Origin of the sequence: Acinetobacter chinensis (assembly GCF_002165375.2) — a bacterium.
Lineage (GTDB): Bacteria > Pseudomonadota > Gammaproteobacteria > Pseudomonadales > Moraxellaceae > Acinetobacter > Acinetobacter chinensis.
In genome coordinates this window covers 1,127,896-1,147,362 of the sequence record NZ_CP032134.1, presented here as the reverse complement: position 1 = coordinate 1,147,362, position 19,467 = coordinate 1,127,896, and the positions used below count along the sequence as shown (strand labels likewise).

The following is a 19,467-nucleotide window of genomic DNA, read 5'->3' as shown; positions in this document are numbered from 1 at the left end:
AAAAAAAGCCACTGTAATCAGTGGCTTTTTTTATTGCAGCTTAGACAGGATTTCAGTAGTGAGCAGCCATCACCCGATCCCGTCCCTGCCGTTTAGCCTGATACAATGCATTATCGGCCTGATTTAAAAGATCATATTCACTGATATTTTCAGCCCCGGTATACACCGCCACACCAATACTTAAAGTCAGATACTCAGAAACACTTGAGTCTGCATGAGGAATACACTGTTCACGGATATCAGTCAGAATGCCTTCAGCCATCAGAACAGCATTCTGCATATCTGTATTTTTCAATACCAATAAAAACTCTTCGCCACCAAAACGAACTGCCACTCCCTGCTCACCACTGAAACGCTTCAGGGTCTGAGCAACACGGATTAAAGCAATATCACCATTCTGATGCCCATAAAAATCATTATAAAGTTTGAAAAAATCCACATCGATAAACAATAAAGCCAGTGGAGTCTGCTGTTCCTGTGCCTCCCTAAACAGCAGACTAAAGCGGTCTTCAAACCCACGACGGTTCATCAGTGCAGTCAGTGTATCCTGATGACTTAATGTATATAAATGCTGTCCAAGTAACTCATAAATCTGGCTGTCGAGTTTAATAATGATTGACTGTAAAAAACGGATTCTTTCGGTTGATATGGTTAAAACGGACAAACCCAGTCCAACCAGATTTCCAAGTAAAAATACATTGGAAAGTACAAGCGATGAAACATGCGTAGATACTGTTTTCAGATAGATCAATGTCAGCACAGCTGACAGCAGCCCTGCAAAAAGCATATTACGTGGGCGCAGACCAGAACAGAGATAAGCAAACATCAGTGCAATGATAATAATCAGCGTACCACGCCAGCTCATCTCAACCGACTGTACTGACAACAGTACACTCTGAACAACGGTCAGGCTGATACAGATCACGGTCGTTACAACGACAGAATAATATTTCTTCCATTGATCATTTCTGGACATGATAAAAATGGAAAATAACGCCAGCCACCCTGTTGTATATGAGGTCATAATCAATGAAATATCATGTCGACGAAACTCAACAGCCATACTGAAATAATTCAATGGCAAGCTGATCAATTCAAAAATCAGATAAAATACAGTCGCAGGAAAAAACGCCCTGACGATCAGGCGTGTAAGTCTGTCTTCCCTGTCTTTCCAGAACTTCTGCTCAAGCTCCACGGAAAAGATGGACTGCATACGATTGTGCTGTTGCTGCAACACGGCTTCTATTTTCTGCTTATCCCGCTGAAGCTCTGTGACTTGCTGTTCAATATCCATAATAAAAGCAAAATACCCACATCAGTCAGATGCTGCTGACCCAGTGCTGAAAAAACACATCATCAGGCAACCTGTTCAGTCTGCATGGACTGAAAATAAATCTGATTTCTTCCCAGTTGCTTGGCTCGGTACAGCGCCTGATCGGCTACTGATAAAAACTCATGTTCAGTTAAATCTGCTTCGCCACGGTAAACTGTAAACCCCAGACTGATCGTGACATGCTTTGACACAAGTGACTTTGCATGTGGAATAGCGAGCCTGTCTATCCCTTTATAAATATTGGATGCAACCGCATAAGCACCATGTGCATCGGTTTCGGGTAAAAGCACCACAAACTCCTCACCGCCATATCGCGCCACAAAATCCATATGGCGAATCGCATCTTTAATTGCACGTGCTATGGAGGAAATGACATCATCACCTTTCTGGTGCCCATAATAATCATTATAGTTTTTGAAATGATCGACATCTATAAACAGCAATGACAGAGCAGTTTTATTACGCTTTGCCTGATCGTAAAGAACATTCAGCATTTCATCAAAATTACGGCGGTTTGATATTTTGGTCAGTTCATCATGCTGACTTAAATGCAGTAATTCATTGGTATGAATAATATTGATCCGTTCACTGATTTTTGCCTGATGCATGATCAGGAAAATCATACGTTCACGGGTACACAGCATTTTACTGATCAGAAAACCCATCACACAGCTGCCAACCAGTACTCTGGACATGACCATGACATCAATCTTTACGAATGAAACCATCAGGATAATCAGTGCAATAATGGCAGCCATAAGCCCTGTCAGCAGCATATGAAACGGTTTAACACCTGTTAGCACATAGCCCATGATATAAATGGTACAGATAATCATCATCGCCTGATGTTTCAGTGCTTCAGTATGAACCGTCATGGTCAGCCAGGTCATGCTGATGACTGCCCACAGGACAATAGCCATGGACGCCCAGGGAAAAAACGGTTTCAGTTTTTTATAATGTGCGAAGAAGAACAATGCCAATAGACAGAGTGCTCCATTGACCAGTCCAAGCAGGCTATGAATAAAGTCATATCTGAAGTGTGTTTTATCAATAATCCAGTAATCACCCGGAACGATCAATAAAATAAAAATGAAATACGTCAGCACTCCTGACCAGAAGTACTGATTAATATTGTCCCGTGCCCTTTCCAGGTATTGCTCCCAGAACTCAAGTTCAAGCTGCTTTGGAAAAACCTGACCTGCCCGTCTTTTCTGACGTGAGATCAACCCCTCAATTTTTTCCTTGTCATACTGTAACTTGGCAAGTTTATATTTATATTCCATTCAGATAAAAATATAATTTTTATAATGGCTTAAAAATAGCACAGTTTATCTGGCTTAATTTAGCTTTATGACACCATTTATCTTTATTTAACGTTATCATTTTCACATTTATGCATTATCATTTGTTTTATTTCTAAGATCGGCATGACCTTGAACTCAATTACTCTTCTTCAGCCAGATGACTGGCATGCGCATTTACGCGATGGACTTTCCCTGCAACGTACTGTTCCGGACCTGGCAAATCAGTTTGCGCGGGCGATCTGCATGCCGAACCTGGTTCCACCGGTAAAAACCGTTGAAGAAGCCAATGCATACCGTGAACGGATCATGCAGCATGTTCCTGAAGGTGTAAATTTTGACCCACGCATGGTGCTTTATTTTACAGATCTGACCTCACCGGCAGAAGTTCTGAAAATCAGGAACTCTGAACATGTGAATGCCATTAAACTTTATCCTGCCGGGGCGACTACAAACTCAGATAGTGGTGTCAGTGACATCAGTAAAGTGTATGCTGTCATTGAGCAGATGGAAGAACATCAGGTTCCTTTATTGCTGCACGGTGAAGTCACTCATCATCATGTTGATATTTTTGACCGTGAAAAGCGTTTTGTCGATGAAGTACTGTCTCCTTTACTGCAACAGTTCCCGAAACTGAAACTGGTGCTAGAGCATATCACCACCAGTGAAGCGGCTCATTTTGTCCTGGAACAGGACCGGAATGTTGCAGCAACCATCACGCCACAGCATTTACTGTTCAACCGCAACGACTTACTGGTCGGTGGTGTTAAGCCTCACTTCTACTGTCTGCCTATTCTGAAACGGCAGTCTCATCAACAGACACTGCTTGAAGTGGCGACCAGTGGTAATCCTAAATTTTTCCTTGGTACAGACAGTGCGCCGCATTCAAAAAATGCCAAAGAAAATGCATGTGGCTGTGCTGGGTGCTACAGTGCTCCGACTGCAATTGAATTATATGCGCAAGCATTTGATCAGGTGGGTCGAATTGAACGCCTTGAGGGCTTTGCCAGTCATTTCGGTGCAGACTTCTATGGTTTGCCACGCAATACAAATACGATTACCCTTGTAAAAGAAGATCAGGTCATTCCTGAAAGTTTAGACTATCTGGATGGTGAACAGATTATTCCGCTGTATGCGGGTAAAACCATCCAATGGAGAAAAGTGTGACAGATGAAACCTTGCCAGTGATTGGTCAGCGTTTTCGTGGATTTCTGCCTGTAGTTGTCGATGTCGAAACTGCGGGCTTTAATGCTCAGACAGATGCCTTACTGGAAATTGCGGCAATTCCAATAGTATATGATGAATCTGGTCAGTTTGTTCCAGGTCAGGCTTATCATGCACATATCAATCCTTTTGAAGGTGCAAACCTGGATCGTCGCTCACTGGATTTTATTGGTGTAGACCCATTCAACCCTATGCGTATGGCAATGGCAGAAGATGAAAAATCCGCACTGAAACGTATTTTCAAAGCAGTTAATGAAGTACGCCGTCAGCAGAACTGCACTCATGCGGTTTTAGTCGGGCATAATGCACACTTTGATCTGGGCTTTGTACAGGCAGCTATTACGCGTACCGGTACCAAAAACCAGAACCCGTTTCACAGCTTTTCAGTTTTTGACACAGTGACTTTAAGTGCTGTCATGTTTGGGCAAACGGTACTGGCAAAATCCTGTATCCAGGCTGGAATCGAGTTTGATGGTAAAGAAGCGCACTCTGCACTTTATGACACGCAGAAAACAGCTGAACTGTTCTGCTACATTTTGAACAAACTCGCACCCCACTTACTTGACACAATGGTGGCGGATCAATAAGATACCGCCATCCTCAAAACGTCCCTATCGTCTAGAGGCCTAGGACATCGCCCTTTCACGGCGGTAACCGGGGTTCGAATCCCCGTAGGGACGCCATTATCTATACACCACTCCTTCTGTTATGTCTTTTTCAGACACTTCATTTTTTTCAATTGAATTCTGAATTTTAATTATATATTTTTATTGAAAATAATTCTCATTACTATTGATTACAATATTAAAGTTAATGATAATCGCTAGCATTAATATTTACACATTCTATACACTATGCGCCCTGCTCTATCTCCGCTCGCCTTTGCCATACTCTCCGTCATCAGCGCATCCATTTCTGCAACAACTGAAATACCCGCACCAGAACAAACCGTAGAAGTCCCACAGTTACAACCCATCAAAACCCAGGCAGAAAAGAGAAATACGGTCGGCAAAACCACGTATACCGAAGAAGAAATAAAAAATACGCCCAACAGCAGTAAGAACATCACTGATTTATTAAAAGTAAATCCAAATGTTCAGTTCGACAGAAAACAGCGCTCAGGTCGCCAGCAAGGTGAACTGTCCCCTGCTGAAATCAGCATTAATGGTTCATTGCCTTATGAAAATAAATTTCTGATTAATGGACTGAGTATCAACGACAATATCAACCCTGCCAGCAGCGCCTCGTCCAACAGTAATACCGACCTGATGGGTTCCAGTCAGACGGTCGCTGTCAACACCGACCTGCTGTGCAACGTGACTGTTCTGGACAGCAATGTCAGTGCCGAATACGGTGAGTTCACAGGCGGTGTCGTTTCAGCTGAAACCTGCGCACCACAGACCGCTGTTAACCAGTTTCATGGAAGTCTGTCCTATGACTACACTTCAGATAAATGGGCAACGCAGAATTATGCCAGTCAGGAAGAAGAATCAAAGTATGAAAACTCTGTGTCAGAGTCATACCAGAAGCGTTATACCAAACAGGGTCTCAGCGGAACACTCTATGGAAACTTAACAGACAGACTCGGTTTTAATCTCGCAGGTTCTCATCGCTGGTCGGATATTCCGCTGAAAACATCTCTCAACGATCCAACTCATGCCGAACAGGAGCGACAAGCCAGCAACTTCGCCCTGGAAACCTTTTACGCGCTCACTGATCAGACCCAGTTAAAATTTGGCATGCTTCTTTTTGAAGATAGCGGGGATTATTTTCAGGACAATGTAAAAAATTCGGCAACAACTCATACTTCAGACAGCCAGGCTTTTTATATCCAGATGAAAAATGAGCTGGATGCAGTGAAAATTGAACAGCAGCTGAACTATCAGACTCAGAACAGAGCACGGGATGGAAAGGATCATCTCTACAGCTGGTTAAGATCCGAATCCAAAAACTGGATCAATACCGGCACACTGGCACAGGAAGGCAGCTTTGGGCAGTTTGAACAGGAAGAACAAAAGCTGGAATATACCTTTAAAACCAGTTTTGCACCGATCAGCTTTGGCAAACTCCAGAACACCTTCAAAATGGGCGCGGGTTATGGTCATTATGAAGCATTCAATCATAGAGAAAATGACAGCTACTGGTATGTCAGCACTACCAATTTGAAAGGAGCATCCTGTTATTCGACAGAAGGTATCCGTTACGATGCATGTGATGAAGCAACCACAAATGCAGCAAAATACGATGGACAATATGCCAAAACGAGAACTGTCTATGGCGCAGGTGATATTGAAGTACGGCAGGATCGCTGGCATGCCTACCTGGAAAACAGAATGGACTACGACCGCTATTTTTCAGCGACACTGGGACTGCGCGCAGATTATGACTCACTCTCAAAAAATAATAATTTTGCTCCGCGAAGTTCTTTCAGCTATATGCCTTTTGGTGACAGTTCCCTGCGTTTTACCACAGGATGGAACCGCTATTATGGTCTGAATGCATTTGCCAATGAACTGCAGAACAGAAAAAGAATGCTGCAGTCCACTCAGACACGGAACAGTGTCAGCGATGCATGGACAGAGACAGCAGGCTCAAGATATGGAGCAATGCAGCTCAGCAATCAGCTGGATACCCCTTTCAGTGATGAGACTGTTTTTGCCATCAATGGGCAACATGCAAATATTGACTGGTCATTAAAATGGGTAAACCGTGATACTCAAGATATATTACGACAGACCCTCTATCAGACCGTACCTAAACCGACAGGATCAGGAACGTACAGTATTTATGAACTCGATAATTCAGGTTTTTCAAAGTCTGATATCTTCACGCTAAGCCTTAAAAATATTGAGGCTCTGCCATTTAAAAATACACTGCACCATTTCAGTCTGGGAGTGGATTACACTGACACACAGCGTAACTTCAGCTCTTATAATGATCGTTATGAAGATCCAAACAGCCTGATTTATTATGATGGAAAAACCATGCAATCCGGCAACCGTCCAGCCGACAATTTTAATCAGCCCTGGACTGTCCGTACAGGCTGGGACATTGCTCTGACTGATCTGCCCGTCCGAATCAGTAACTTCATGACTTATAAATATCATTATGATGCCATGAAATTGAAAGCCAATGGATACACAGATACTGACGGCAACATCTATGACAGTTACACCCCAGTAAAAAATGCCAGTACTTTTGCCTGGGACATGCGTGGAACCTACACACTGCCTGTTTCCAAAAACTACAGCACGGTCTTTGGACTGACCATCAACAATATAACCAATAAAAACAATGAATATATTGATTCAACTGGACAGGTAAATGCCGAATATGGTCGTCAGTTCATTGCAGATGTGACTTTTAAATTTTAAACAGTCCACTGACTTCAGTATATATTCACAATATACACAGGCAGATATTGTCTCCGGATGATATCTGCTGCAGCTCACTGTAATAAGCACTGCAGGATCACCATAAAAAATGAAGCCATCCTTTTAAATATTCACAACAATGATCGAAAACTGTTGTTGTTTTAAATTTATTTGAAATTTCATGTAATCAGCACTTAAAATACTGCTTTAAAATTCAGTTCATCTTGTTATGCATTCTCCCTCTCAACCTTCGCAGACAGATACTGCCGAGGAGCAAAGCCCTTCCCTGAAACGTGCCATGAGCAAACGGCATCTGATTATGCTTTCTTTGGGAGGGGCAATTGGTACAGGACTGTTTATGGGTTCTGGCGAAGTCATTTCACAGGCTGGACCGCTGGGTGCTGTGACTGCGTATATTATTGGTGGTCTGATCGCCTATATGGTCATGCTCTGTCTGGGCGAACTGGCTGTACATTTACCTGTATCAGGTTCTTTCGGTGCATTTGCCACCCAGTATATCGGTCCAGGTACAGGCTATATGGTGTCCTGGATGTACTGGCTGGGCTGGTCCGCAACACTGGGAACCGAGTTTACTGCTGCTGCAATACTAATGCAGGAATGGTTCCCCACCACATCCATCTGGTTATGGACACTTATTTTTGCAGCTGGGGTTTTACTCTCCAACCTGAGCTCCACTCGGACATTTGCAGAGTCTGAATTCTGGCTGTCCATGATTAAGGTTGCAACGGTACTGATTTTCATTTTGCTGGGTGCGGGTGCAATCTTTGGATTTATTCCATTTCAGGGCTACAGTTCTGCTCCACTTTTCAGTAATCTGACTGAACATGGCTGGCTGCCAAATGGTCTGATTCCACTGTTTACCACTCTGCTGATTGTAAATTTCGCCTTTAACGGTACAGAAATGATCGGTATTGCAGCAGGCGAGACAGAAAATCCTGAACAGAATGTACCGAAAGCCATTCATGCTGCCGTATGGCGCCTCATGATTTTCTTTGTCGGGACGATTATTGTCATCAGCTCCCTGTTACCCTACCAGGATGCAGGAATCAATGCACCAGCACATGGTGATGGCATCAGCAGCAGCCCTTTCGTTTCTGTCTTTAACCTGATGGGGATTCCTTATGCTGAAGACATCATGCGCTTTGTCATTATCACAGCCTTACTGTCGACTGCCAACTCAGGTCTGTATGCAGCTTCACGTATGATGTGGGCTTTATCTGCACAAGGGCAGCTGCCTAAAGTTTTCAGTAGAATTACACGATCTGGTATTCCGTATATAGCGGTACTGGTGACCATGATCGGTGGTCTGCCTGGTTTATTGTCAGAACAGTTCGGTGCCGATGTTATTTTCAAAAACCTGCTGGGTGTGGCTGCGTTCACCATGGTGATTGTCTGGATGAGTATCTGCTGGAGTCAGTTTAATTTCCGTCGTCAGTGGTTAAAGCAGGGGCATCAGCTCAGTGAATTAAAATTCAGAACGCCCTGGTATCCACTCGTGCCCATACTCGGTTTTGTCTGCTGTACCGCGACAGGTTTAAGTATGGCTGCTGACCCTGAAATGCTGTCTGGATTTATTGGATGTCTGTTGTTTATGGCTGCATGTTATGCCAGCTATTACTGGCTTTATCATCCAAAAAAATAATCTGATGATTGCCATAAATAAAAAAGGTACAGACTTTTTTCTGTACCTTTTTTTATGAAATAACACATTTTTTATCCATTTAAATCAGCATTATAAAAATAACATTCAGTTTGGTTTGACACTCTGTAAAAAAATCCATAATATACGCATCACCTCGCAACGTCCCTATCGTCTAGAGGCCTAGGACATCGCCCTTTCACGGCGGTAACCGGGGTTCGAATCCCCGTAGGGACGCCATCTATATCTTCTTTATTTTCTTTCGCTATTTATCATTATTACATTGCAGTATTGGCATTTTTCACTACAATAGCGCGCTTCATTACACATTTTCATTTTTTCAGTTATGCAGACAAGTCATAATACGGAAGATTCTGTATCACAGGACAGTTCCGCGCCATTAAAGCGTGCCATGAGCACCCGGCATCTGGTTATGATTTCACTGGGTGGGGCAATCGGAACAGGTTTATTCCTGGGTTCTGGTGAGGTAATTGCACAGACTGGTCCTGTTGGCGCTATCATTTCATACATTCTGGGCGGTGTCATTGCTTACATGGTTATGCTCTGCCTGGGTGAACTGGCTGTCCATATGCCAGTCTCAGGCTCATTTGGTGCATATGCCAGACAATATATCGGACCTGGCACCGGATATACCATCACCTGGTTATACTGGCTGACCTGGGCTGCCACACTGGGCACAGAATTTACCGCAGCTGCTTTATTGATGCAGGAATGGTTTCCCCATATTTCCGTATGGATCTGGACCATTATTTTTGCAGCATTTGTCTTTGCAATGAATATGAGTTCGACCCGCTGGTTTGCAGAGTCTGAGTTCTGGCTGGCGTTGGTCAAAGTTGTGACTGTGATTGCTTTCATCCTGCTGGGCTTGCTTGCCATTACAGGTGTACTGAGCTATCAGGATTATGAATCTGCGCCACTGTTCAGCAATCTGACTGCTCAAGGCTGGTTCCCTGAAGGTCTGTTTCCAATTTTTGCCACCATGCTGATTGTAAATTTTGCATTTTCAGGGACAGAACTGATTGGTGTTGCTGCAGGTGAAACTCAGGACCCCGCCAAAAATGTGCCTAAAGCAATCAATACTGCCATCTGGCGCCTGCTGATTTTCTTTGTAGGAACGATTGTTGTGATCAGTGCACTGTTGCCACATCAGATGGCAGGACTGGATGCAGAAGGTGTCAGCAGCAGTCCTTTCGTGACGGTGTTTGACCATATCGGTATTCCTTATGCAGAAGATATTATCCGTTTTGTCATTATCACGGCGCTGTTGTCAGCTGCAAACTCAGGGTTGTTTGCTGCATCCCGTATGATGTGGTCTTTATCTTATCAGAAGCAGTTACCTGCCATATTTTCCCGCGTAAACACGCGCGGCATCCCTTATGTGGCAGTTATCGTAACTATGCTGGGTGGATTACCTGGCTTACTTTCAGAAAAATTTGCACCGGAAACCATCTTTAAAAATCTGTTGGGAATTGCGGCTTTTACCATGGTGGTGGTGTGGATGAGTATCTGTCTGAGCCAGTTCAACTTCCGTCGCCAATGGTATAAACAGGGTAAAACTGCCAAAGACTTAGGGTTTGCAGCACCGCTGTTCCCTGTTGTTCCTGTTCTGGGTTTCCTGTTCTGTCTGATCACCTGTATCAGCATGGTTTTTGATCCAGAAATGCTGCCAGGTTTTATTGGCTGTCTGATTTTTATTGCAGGATGCTATATCAGTTACTACCTGCTTTATCACAAAAAATCCTAAAACAGTCCCGATACTTAAAAAGAGCAATTTTGACTGCTCTTTTTTTTATTTATAAAGTTCAATTCGCATCATTTGCCGATCTCAGAAAATGAAGTTAGAAGTACGAAAGAACTCTTAAATTGCTGTATTTTTATTCCATTTTTGCATAAGTGATTTATTTTCATACATCCAGTCATTTTTTTAAGTTTTATTCCCTGAAATGATTTGACACCCCCGTATTTTCAACCTAATATACGCCCACCTCTGAAACGTCCCTATCGTCTAGAGGCCTAGGACATCGCCCTTTCACGGCGGTAACCGGGGTTCGAATCCCCGTAGGGACGCCATTAATTGTTTCAGAAGTATTGCCTCATATAAGTCCCTATCGTCTAGAGGCCTAGGACATCGCCCTTTCACGGCGGTAACCGGGGTTCGAATCCCCGTAGGGACGCCATTTTCTCCAAAGCTCTGCATTCTTGATGTCGATTTCTTCCATCACTAAGCAGAGTGTTTGGTACTGATCAAACCCAACAAATTCAGCCATTTGCATGACTTGAATTGTGTTGGGTTTTCTTCTTTTTGCTCGCCAATCTGAAACAACTGATGGGGTTAATTCTAATTCCCATGCTAATTTTTCGTAACTCCCAAATCGTTCCTTGCACTTCTCAATAAGTTCGTTCAGCATTTTTCACCTCTTGATTTTTCGCAATTATGCGAAGTATATTCACTTCGCATAATTGTAAAGATTTTTTTTGCTTCCATCTTCGCATTTTTGCGAAGTTTGTTAAAAAAAATAGGATATCCCTGCATGCTAAAAATAATTTCTAAGATTTTTAATAGTAAATATTCATATGCAATACAGGGTTATGTTTTTGGGGTAATTACGGTTTTCTTAATCTGGTTTTATTTTGGTTCATTGGTCTGATTATTTCATTCTGACTTTTATGATTAATACGATCATTCCTATCAATATTAATAACCAATTTTTAGTTAAGAAACTTAGAAAAGAATTTGTAGCTACTTCATTTAAAACTTCGGGTGTCATATTCATCTCCACTCACTATGACATTTGAATGACTTAACAGGCTGTAACCTGTTAAGTCAATCTAATTGATTTTAGTCAAAAAATATACAAGGGGCTTTTATGGCTGATCTGAGTTTTAAAACTAAATCTGAATTTATTCAGGCTGCTTTTGATCAGGTCGCTAAGATTATCTCTGATCATGCTCAACCTTGCTTTGAAGCATTAACCCCTGCGATTTCTACTGAGAAGTGCCTTTCTCATCTTTCTACAGTTGCTCAAGATTGGTCCTACGATGCTTCAAAAATTGAGGCTTATTACCATATTACTAAGGCAACCAATTCAGAACTTATTGAAGCTTTTGGGGAAGATTAATGTCTGATTTTAATTACGTTTCCTATGGTCTTGGCGTTGTTCTTGGTTTTATCTCGGGCTACTTATTTGGTATGGGGGTTTGAATGAATACAATCCTTTCTCAAATTCAAGCTTTTGATTCAGCATCCTTATCGCTCGCTGAAATATTTGATCAAGAAAAAGAAATTTCTCATGAGCTTTATGCTCGTGCTGCATTTGGCGATCTCACACTTGCGGATTCTCAGATTTTAAGAAACATGCTTGATGGCATTACACGTAACAAGCTTTGTGCTTTTGAAAACACGTTGGTTAAACCGAAGAAAAAAGATGATCAATCCATTGCAGAAATATTTGTACAAAAAATAGCCATACCTGCACAAAAGACGGCAGAAAGCTCCCCTTTTTATAATATAGGGGTAGCGGATACGCAAAAAGCATCTGATTCATGGGCTTTTCCTCGGAACTTAGATAATTACAAACTGATTTCTACGCCACAAGGTGTTTTACCTGTTCTGCGTGCTGTTCCAATTGATAACTCTATTTGTGGTTTAGATTGGATTACCTTCAGTTTTTGTCAGAGTACATTCGGTGATAAATACGTAATGCTTACTCCAGAGCAGGTTAATGAATCTGTTGGTGATGCTATTGAGACTTGGCTTGATCAGCTTCTTTTTGAAATTTTTGGCTTTGGCATTTCACAGAAACGTGAAAAAGGAATGCACTGGAATAAATTTGGATATGACTTGCAAGATAACCTCGGCATTGTGCTTTATGGTCATAACAATAAACGTGTAACTGTTCAAATTAACGGTACTGGCTGTGCTTTAGCTCGTAAAGGTTGGAATGAACAGCTTTATAAATTTCTAACTGTACAGGCTGTATCTCCGAAGCTTAACAGGGTTGATATTGCATTTGATGACTTTGATAGCGAATGGGTCTCTGTTGATCTTGCCTATGAATGGGATTCTCAGAACCTTTTCTGGTGTGGTGGCTGTAATCCTGAGATAAATTGTCTAGGTGATTGGAAACGTATTAATGGTAAAGGGCGTACTTTAACTGTCGGTAATCGTTCAAGTTCAAAATTCTTACGTTTTTATGAACGTGGCAAAAAGGAAGGGGATTCTCTTAGTCTCTGGACACGTGCAGAGCTGGAGCTTAAGTCAACTGATCGGTATTTGCCACTTGATATTCTTTTGTCTCCGAGCACTTATTTTAAAGGTGCTTACCCTGCGCTTGAGATTCTTGCAAATCAACTAAATGATTTTGTTGTACCTGAAAAATGTGAGCTTATCGAAAAACAAGCGACTATCAATGTAGATAAAGCTTTAGATGTTCTTAAGCATCAATTCGGTAAATACATTCGTCAATTTCGTAAATTTATTAATGATGAAGATTTATTAAATCTTATTTCATCTGATAAGGACGTTGTTCCTAAACGCCTTGTTTTTTCACATTCTGCTGTTATGCAAGCTTTGCGTATCGGTGAACCTATTCGAAACAAAACCATTAATGAGACACCTTTATTTGAGGGTGTGCCTTTTCTTACGTCTAAACATAACTTCTATGAGGGATTAACTCATGCAATTTAAATCAACAATGGTTGTACTTGGGGCTAAATCATCAAAAGGTGAGTTTCAGGGTCGCCCTTATGACTCGACTGTCATCTTTTACAAGGCTGATTTACAGGCTGGTGACAACTTCGTAGGTGAAGTTGGCGAACAAATTAAATGGGGTACGTCTGCAAATTTTGAAAAAATCAAATCACTCGATTTCCCATTGGTAGCTGATGTGACTATGGAGCAGGTATCGAACGGTAAAACTTCAGCACTTATTTTGCTTGACCTTTTGCCACAAAAATCTGCATCTCCAAAACCTGCTTGATTTGCTTAGGCTATTTATAGGGATAATAATCTCATGACCTACTACTTTGTACTTATCTTTTTTATATACGGTCTGGGTCGTTTCATCTTTTTTGATATTAAAAGTTTCTTCACTGTTCTGACAAAGTTCAGAAGGGGGAAAAATGAAAGTCTGCGAAACGATTCAACAGAATGCTGACACAGTTGTCAGATGTTTTGAATATGAATTATTGCCGACCTTCACTGGTGATATCCGTGATTCACTGCTGTATTTCACGATCTGCTGTTTTATCACGGTGTTCATTGTAAAAATGCTCAAACATTTATTTTTGGGCGCATAACTTAACTAAGGGGTAAAACCATGAAAAAAATCACTGCAATTACAGCACTTGGAAGTGCTTCACTTTTCACACAGTCTGCTTTTGCTTTGACTCCAGCTGATTTAACTACTGCTTATGCTGATGCAGGTGCTGAGGGTTTAATGGATCAGGGTTCATTAATCGTGATCGGTGCTGTCGTCTTTTTGATGTGTATCGGTCTGGTGATTCGTCTGTTTAAAAAAGGTTAATCGGGAGCTGAGAGCATGGATTTAATAAATTTGATCATTTATGTGGTTCTTGCTCTCAGTTTTTACAAAATGTTTTTAGATTAAATATCTGGAGTATTTTAATGAGATTTTTCAGATATTTAATTTTCGTAATATTCAGCATTTTTTCAGTTAATTCTTATGCTGAAGAATATATTTATTATTACTCTCATCTTGAAGCAAGGTCACCAAGTGGCGTTTGTGATCTACTTATTTCTGCTAATAATGCTTCAACGAAATATTCAGTTTTTTATCCTAATTCTGGTCCAGATCATTATGGTTATTGTCAGACTAAGAATAGCGGTAATTACGTGATGAATGGTTACTACATTTATAGAAAATTAGCACCGGCAGAGTGTTGGCATCCAGACTACAAAGTTGTTCAACAGTCTGTGAACACAAAAATTAAAAAAACGATTTGTGTTCCGAATAATGGAGTGCTTTGTAAATATACTGGTAATGTTGCAAATGCTCCTGTAATTAACGGCTATATAACGTCTACCTTCAGTTCGGTTTCAAAAACACCTGATCCTAACTGTAAAGAAGAGCTTTTGAATCCTCCATGTGATCCGAAAGATCCGTATGGTGGCTGTTATACCCCTCCTGATGACAATTGTACTCGTCAGCATGATGGCTCAATTCTTTGTCCAGATGATGAAGTGCCTCCGATAAAACAGGGTTGTAGTAATGGTGCTACATACTGCAAAAGACCTCCACAAGGCTGTGGTCCTGGCTATGTTTCTGGAAACTGGAATGGTGAGGAGATTTGTATTAAATCATCCCCTCCACCAGAAACAGGTGGCGGTGCTTCTGAACCTGAGACTGGAGGTGGTGACGGTGGTGGTGACAATCCCCCGACTGGTGGCGGTGCTTCTGAACCTACTGGCGGCAATCCCCCGACTGGTGGCGGTGGCGTCGATTTAAAAGGCGTTATTTCTGCAATCAATCAAGTTACTTCAGCTGTTAACCATGCTCGTTCTGAATTGAATACAACTTTGAATACTATTAGCAGGAAGATTGATGTTTCAAATGAAAATTTAAAAGATATCAATAAATCAACTGAATCTATTGATTCAAAAATGACGACTTCAAATAACAGACTTTCAGAGATTAGTTCTGATACAGCTCGTATTAATGACTCATTGAATGCCATTTCTGATTTATTGACTTCAATTAAAAATAATACTGCAGCCGGTTCTGGATCTGGTGGGAATGGTACAGGCAATGGTGACGGTTCAGGCACATCACTTAATCGTTGTAAAGAAACTGATTTTACTGATGACAATCTTTCAGACTTGTTTGCTCCTGGTGAGTGTCGTGGTGAATATCACAAGGCTTTAAACGACATTAATAAAAAAATGGATGACCAGGCTGAATTCGATAAGAAATATATGGAATGGCTTCAGAGTGATGGGAAAGTCAAATCTGATAACGATTCTGTTTTTAAAGAACAGGATGCTGGTGCTTTATCAAATATGCTCGATGGCAGCTTATTCGGTTCATCAAATGCACAATGCCCTGCCCCTTGGGTTGTTCAAACTAAGTTAGGTTCGATCACTCTTACTTTTAAATATATATGTCAGTTCGCTGTTCAAATTCATTTTGTATTCATTTTCATCGGTACTTTCTTTGGAATTCGTGAATTTCTTTCTTATGGCGTTACGGGGAAATAAATATGCCTGCATTAATCGCTGTTTTACAGTTTTTTGCATTTAACCTGGTTGGTTGGGTTCTAGCAGGTCTCGGTCTTGCATTGATCTCATACACTGGTGTCGATTTTTTAACACAGAAAATCATTCAATCGATAAATGAACAGTTTCAATCATTACCTCCGGACGCTTTGCAGGTCATTAGGATGATGGGTATACCTACTGCGCTCTCTCTTTGGCTCTCTGGCTCATTAACAGGGATGGCTGTAGGTATGGCACAACTCAGATTAGTTAAGCGTTAAAACAAGCCTGTTTCGCTTCGGAGGAGGCGGAGGAGGTGCGACGACAACGACGACATTGGCGAAACAGGCTAGAAAAACATGACACAGACTCTTATATCTGCACCACCACGTACTGGTAAAACTCAATACGCTGTATATTTGATTGATCAGCTTTCAAAAAAATATCCTGATCGCATCATTTTTACAAACATCATCGGTATGAATTACCCTGGTGTTGTTTCAATTAGGTCGACAACACATAAACCTTTTGACTGGAGAGATTTGCCAAATGGTTCTATTCTCTTTTACGATGAATGTCATGAGCATCCTGCTTTTTCTGATGAAGATCTTCTTAAAGATATGACAGTTGATGTCTCAGAATATGATTCATTGATCAATAAAGTCGGCAATGGAATTGTTGATAATTATGTACTTCAATTACTCACTGATTATCTTTCATATAATGATTTTGATGACGATTCTAAATCAAAACTTAAATCTCAGATTTTGCATGAAAAATCAGTTCCAAGAGAAATACGGAAAAGCTTGATTGATCATGTCAACGTCTGGAAAAAAAGAAAACTGATCAGAGCTAAAGAAGCTATTTTGGATATTGGTAGATCATTAACGCTTCACGGTCATTTTGGTATCGATATCTATATGATCACTCAGGATGTTAAACGTGTGAACTCAGCTATCAAATCAGCAACTTCTTTGCATCTTGTTTTACGTCGCATGTATGGCTGGCAATGTTGTTTTATTTTTGAATATCCTGAAGTCCAGACTTATTTTGGTTCATCAAATCGAAAAAATGCTACGTCATGGCGTGTTTTCAGATATAGAAAAAATCTTTATAAATACTATATTTCAGCTGAACAGCATCATACAAAAGCACGTATTCCCCTCGGATTGGCTTCTGTAGCAGCTATTCCTTTTGCACTCTGGGGTTATGCTTATTACGATGCTAAACAAAAAAATACCCTGGGCATTTTTGGAGAAAAAGAACCCATATCAGCAACTTCAAAAGATCAGTCTCCAGGGGGCTATTCTGTCCATTCAGAAGAAACTAAAACAAAAATGATTGTTGAAAAATGTATCGAAGATAAACAAATGACAGCTGAACAATGTCGTGTCTCATTTGATCCTGCATATTCAGCACAAAGAAACAATGCTTTGCAACAACAGACGGGCAATTCAATGCAACAGGTTGTATTTGACTATAATCCGAATAAGCCTTATGACGCTAATTTCACTGCAAACTATAACCCTACTGATTTTCCTCGTTTGTCAGCTACGATTATCTACAATGGAAAATGCCATGCTTATAATCAGCAAGGGACACAAATGTATGATATATCCGATGCTGATTGTATGCGTTTTGCTTCTGGTGATCGTCCATTTGATTACTTTAAACAGCAGAATCTAAATACTCAAAATAACAATACGATGAATCAACAGAATGTTAATCAGAATATTTCTACTGTTTCACTATCTCGTGAAGAATTAGCTAAATATCAGCTCGCTAAAGAACAAGGCTTAATATGAATCTAAATGAACATCGCTATATCATTATTACGGCTTTTATCTTATTCCTCATGGTTCTTTCAATCTTAATTGATCTCTTTCAAAAAACTTCTTGAGCTTAAGTTAATGATTATTTTAAAGATAAGTCATATTTTAGAAAATTAGTAAATAACTATGTCATATCTTTGATATGTCATAGTTAATTAATCTGATTTACGTTAAGAAATATGTCTTAGCTTTTAAAAATAATTTAGACATTTGAAAAATATTTTCCAAAATCTGACTGTCAATATTTTTCAGACTGAACGGTGAGCTTAAGCTCATCGGCTCATCTGAAAACATATTGATCAGCAGACATTGAAAAGCACACTAATTCAAGGGGGGTGTTCACAAAGTGACATCCCCCCTTGCCACTCTGGCGAAGAGATATGAGGTTTCCAAAGGGGGTCACCCCCTTTGGTGGGGTTTGGGGCAAAGCCCCATTAATCAATATAATTCAATGCCTTATTTTAATTAGTTGATATATTTTAATTTCCATTATATTTAGGTGTGTGTATTTATGAATATTAAAGAAATTATAGATTTTTATGTGCGAAATGGTCTTTTTGACTCTAAATATATCTATTCAGATAAAATAATGCATCTTCAATGGTTCTATGAGTATGATGATATTACAATTGAAATTGTAAATGATTATTGTGCTTATCGAAAATTATGCGGTGTTAAAAACAGCACTATTAATAGAGAATTAAATGTAATTAAGTCTGCTTTCAATTACTATTTAAAACATAAAAACGTCAATTTTAAAAATGTATTTAATGGGTTTAAATTATTCGAAGAGGATTATATACCTAAATTTCTAAATGCAACTGAATGTCAAAAATTATTATCATCTGCTAAGCGTTATAATAACTATGTTTTACATGATTTTATATTATTAGCATTAAATACTGGTTGTCGTGCTTCTGAATTAACCACATTAACATGGGATAATGTTTCATTAAATGATCGCTTTATAATTATAAGGAACTCATTGTCAAAGAATAAAAAGACAATTTATAAACCTCTCAATGATACTTCATTTGATGCATTGCTTAGACTTAAATTGCATCGTAAATATGTCTTTTATAATCCTAAGACTAATCATCATATAAAGAGTTTTCGTCGTGGCTTTCAGTGTTCAGCCGATCGTGCTGACTTGGCTCCGCTTCGAATTCATGATTTACGTCATACATTTGCAAGTTTTTTAGTTAAACAAGGTGTACCCATTTATCATGTTTCAACATTATTGGGACATTCTGATACTCGTATCACTCAACGTTATGCACATTTAGCACCTGAGAATTTACATGAAGTTTTAAAATGTTTACCCTCCTTAGTATAACTTTACAAATATTTACAATTATTTTCATAAATTGGATGCTCGCCCTTTCACGGCGGTAACCGGGGTTCGAATCCCCGTAGGGACGCCATATTCTGAAAGTATTTATCTTTCATAAAAAAGCCTGAGCATTAAGCATCAGGCTTTTTTATTTTCTTAAATCTGTATATGAAAAC

General features: G+C 40.2%; 16 protein-coding genes and 4 tRNA genes. 18 read left to right on the top strand and 2 right to left on the bottom strand.

Translation table 11 applies throughout. The features are described from left to right. Positions 1–52 precede the first annotated feature (52 nt). Both CDG60_RS06250 and CDG60_RS06245 read right to left on the bottom strand, forming a co-directional pair. Complete coding sequence (locus CDG60_RS06250) at positions 53–1,294, bottom strand: GGDEF domain-containing protein (RefSeq protein ID WP_087511113.1); 1,242 nt, start codon at positions 1,292–1,294, stop codon at positions 53–55. A gap of 62 nt (positions 1,295–1,356) precedes the next feature. Continuing rightward, positions 1,357–2,616: a GGDEF domain-containing protein gene (locus tag CDG60_RS06245; protein WP_087511111.1), complete on the bottom strand. Its 1,260-nt coding sequence runs from the start codon at positions 2,614–2,616 to the stop codon at positions 1,357–1,359. A 150-nt stretch (positions 2,617–2,766) separates the two neighbouring features. On the opposite strand from CDG60_RS06245, the gene pyrC reads away from it, so the two are divergent. From pyrC to CDG60_RS06155, 18 genes are all read left to right on the top strand, one after another. Further along, positions 2,767–3,801, top strand: a complete 1,035-nt coding sequence (gene pyrC / locus CDG60_RS06240; protein WP_087511690.1) for a dihydroorotase — start codon at positions 2,767–2,769, stop codon at positions 3,799–3,801. Further along, a complete protein-coding gene (rnt, locus tag CDG60_RS06235; RefSeq protein ID WP_087511109.1) occupies positions 3,786–4,445 on the top strand; it encodes a ribonuclease T in 660 nt (219 codons plus the stop codon). Before pyrC ends, rnt begins: the two co-directional genes overlap by 16 nt. Before the next feature lie 20 nt (positions 4,446–4,465). Next, positions 4,466–4,541: transfer RNA gene (locus tag CDG60_RS06230), tRNA-Glu, on the top strand. A 171-nt stretch (positions 4,542–4,712) separates the two neighbouring features. Continuing rightward, positions 4,713–7,232: a TonB-dependent receptor plug domain-containing protein gene (locus tag CDG60_RS06225; RefSeq protein WP_087511107.1), complete on the top strand. Its 2,520-nt coding sequence runs from the start codon at positions 4,713–4,715 to the stop codon at positions 7,230–7,232. A gap of 229 nt (positions 7,233–7,461) precedes the next feature. Then, complete coding sequence (locus CDG60_RS06220; protein ID WP_087511105.1) at positions 7,462–8,895, top strand: amino acid permease; 1,434 nt, start codon at positions 7,462–7,464, stop codon at positions 8,893–8,895. 161 nt (positions 8,896–9,056) lie between these two features. Next, positions 9,057–9,132 (top strand) — tRNA-Glu (locus tag CDG60_RS06215). A gap of 106 nt (positions 9,133–9,238) precedes the next feature. Beyond that, positions 9,239–10,657, top strand: a complete 1,419-nt coding sequence (locus CDG60_RS06210; RefSeq protein WP_087511103.1) for an amino acid permease — start codon at positions 9,239–9,241, stop codon at positions 10,655–10,657. Between the two features lie 250 nt (positions 10,658–10,907). Beyond that, a tRNA-Glu gene (locus CDG60_RS06205) sits at positions 10,908–10,983 on the top strand. 31 nt (positions 10,984–11,014) lie between these two features. After that, positions 11,015–11,090: transfer RNA gene (locus CDG60_RS06200), tRNA-Glu, on the top strand. 690 nt (positions 11,091–11,780) lie between these two features. Beyond that, on the top strand, positions 11,781–12,032 hold the full coding sequence (locus CDG60_RS06195; protein WP_087511101.1) for a hypothetical protein: 252 nt from the start codon (positions 11,781–11,783) through the stop codon (positions 12,030–12,032). 83 nt (positions 12,033–12,115) lie between these two features. Next, positions 12,116–13,600 carry a replication initiation factor domain-containing protein gene (locus CDG60_RS06190; RefSeq protein ID WP_087511099.1) on the top strand — a complete coding sequence of 495 codons (1,485 nt, stop codon included), beginning with the start codon at positions 12,116–12,118 and terminating at the stop codon, positions 13,598–13,600. Then, a complete protein-coding gene (locus tag CDG60_RS06185; protein WP_087511097.1) occupies positions 13,590–13,892 on the top strand; it encodes a hypothetical protein in 303 nt (100 codons plus the stop codon). The genes CDG60_RS06190 and CDG60_RS06185 overlap by 11 nt, the downstream gene beginning before the upstream one ends. Before the next feature lie 142 nt (positions 13,893–14,034). After that, positions 14,035–14,211 carry a hypothetical protein gene (locus CDG60_RS18145; protein ID WP_160116986.1) on the top strand — a complete coding sequence of 59 codons (177 nt, stop codon included), beginning with the start codon at positions 14,035–14,037 and terminating at the stop codon, positions 14,209–14,211. A 20-nt stretch (positions 14,212–14,231) separates the two neighbouring features. Beyond that, on the top strand, positions 14,232–14,438 hold the full coding sequence (locus CDG60_RS06180) for a hypothetical protein (RefSeq protein WP_087511095.1): 207 nt from the start codon (positions 14,232–14,234) through the stop codon (positions 14,436–14,438). 101 nt (positions 14,439–14,539) lie between these two features. After that, a complete protein-coding gene (locus tag CDG60_RS18140) occupies positions 14,540–16,129 on the top strand; it encodes a hypothetical protein (protein ID WP_160116984.1) in 1,590 nt (529 codons plus the stop codon). 2 nt (positions 16,130–16,131) lie between these two features. Further along, positions 16,132–16,407: a DUF2523 family protein gene (locus CDG60_RS06165; RefSeq protein ID WP_087511090.1), complete on the top strand. Its 276-nt coding sequence runs from the start codon at positions 16,132–16,134 to the stop codon at positions 16,405–16,407. 78 nt (positions 16,408–16,485) lie between these two features. Further along, a complete protein-coding gene (locus CDG60_RS06160) occupies positions 16,486–17,931 on the top strand; it encodes a zonular occludens toxin domain-containing protein (RefSeq protein ID WP_087511088.1) in 1,446 nt (481 codons plus the stop codon). Between the two features lie 538 nt (positions 17,932–18,469). Then, entirely contained in the window at positions 18,470–19,294 is an 825-nt protein-coding gene (locus CDG60_RS06155) for a tyrosine-type recombinase/integrase (RefSeq protein WP_087511087.1), read from the top strand. Positions 19,295–19,467 lie beyond the last annotated feature (173 nt).